This window comes from Novosphingobium sp. 11B (assembly GCF_054589055.1).
On record NZ_BAAILP010000230.1, the window covers coordinates 1 to 912 of the forward strand.

Genomic DNA, 912 nt, shown 5'->3' on the forward strand with positions numbered 1-912 from the left:
GGAAAATATCGATGATATGGGCGGATGCGTCTTGCCCCTCGATCAAGCACTCGACCACGTTGCTGAAAACAGCATCTTCTGGACCTGGACCTGACCAAAAACGTACAAAGTCGAGCTAAGTGTCTGATTCAAAATTGCGGGCGTGGCAATCAGGGCCTTGCGATGCGGCGAGCATATAGCTGGATGGATGCGATAAAGAGCCAAGCCGTGGCTGACGCGATGGTTTCCTCGAAGTCCTTTGCCAGACGCCGGTTGCGGCTCAGCCATGCGAGCGTTCTTTCGACGACCCATCGTCGCGGCAAGACCTCGAAGCCCTTGGCAGTATCGGACCGTTTGATGATTTCGACGGTCCACTTTCCGATCCGGCGCAGGGCCTCCCTGAGCTTGTTTCCGGCATAGCCGCCGTCCGCAAACACGTGACGCAGCCAGAGGAAGTGCCTGACGTTTTCTCCAAGGACCAGCGGTGCCCCGTCCCGGTCCTGAATGTCGGCGGCGTGCACAACGGCATGGACAAGATTTCCATCGGTGTCGGTCAGGATGTGCCGTTTGCGTCCTTTGATCTTCTTCCCTGCATCGTAACCGCACAGGCCACCGCTTTCGGTCGTCTTGACCGACTGGCTGTCGATCACGCCAGCGCTGGGAGAAGCCTCTCGCCCATCAGCTTCGCGGGCCATCATCAACAAGGTGTGGTTTATCGTCAGCCACAGCCCGTTGTCTCGCCACAAGTAGAACCAATGCCGCACGCTCGACACCGGCGGAAAGCAAGGCGGCAGCATCCGCCATGGCAGGTCTCCGCGCAGTAGGTACAGAATTGCCTCGACGATGCGTCGTAATGGCCATTTGCGGGGCCGTCCGACACGAGACGCAGGTGGAAGCAATGGCTCCAGCAGCGCCCACTCGGCATCCGTCAAA

General features: G+C 58.9%; 1 protein-coding gene. It reads right to left on the reverse strand.

Annotation, left to right across the window (positions count from 1 at the left end; genetic code table 11):
- Positions 1-149: 149 nt before the first annotated feature.
- Entirely contained in the window at positions 150-911 is a 762-nt protein-coding gene (locus tag ACYPYD_RS20265; RefSeq protein ID WP_459665121.1) for an IS5 family transposase, read from the reverse strand.
- Between the last annotated feature and the right edge of the window lies 1 nt (position 912).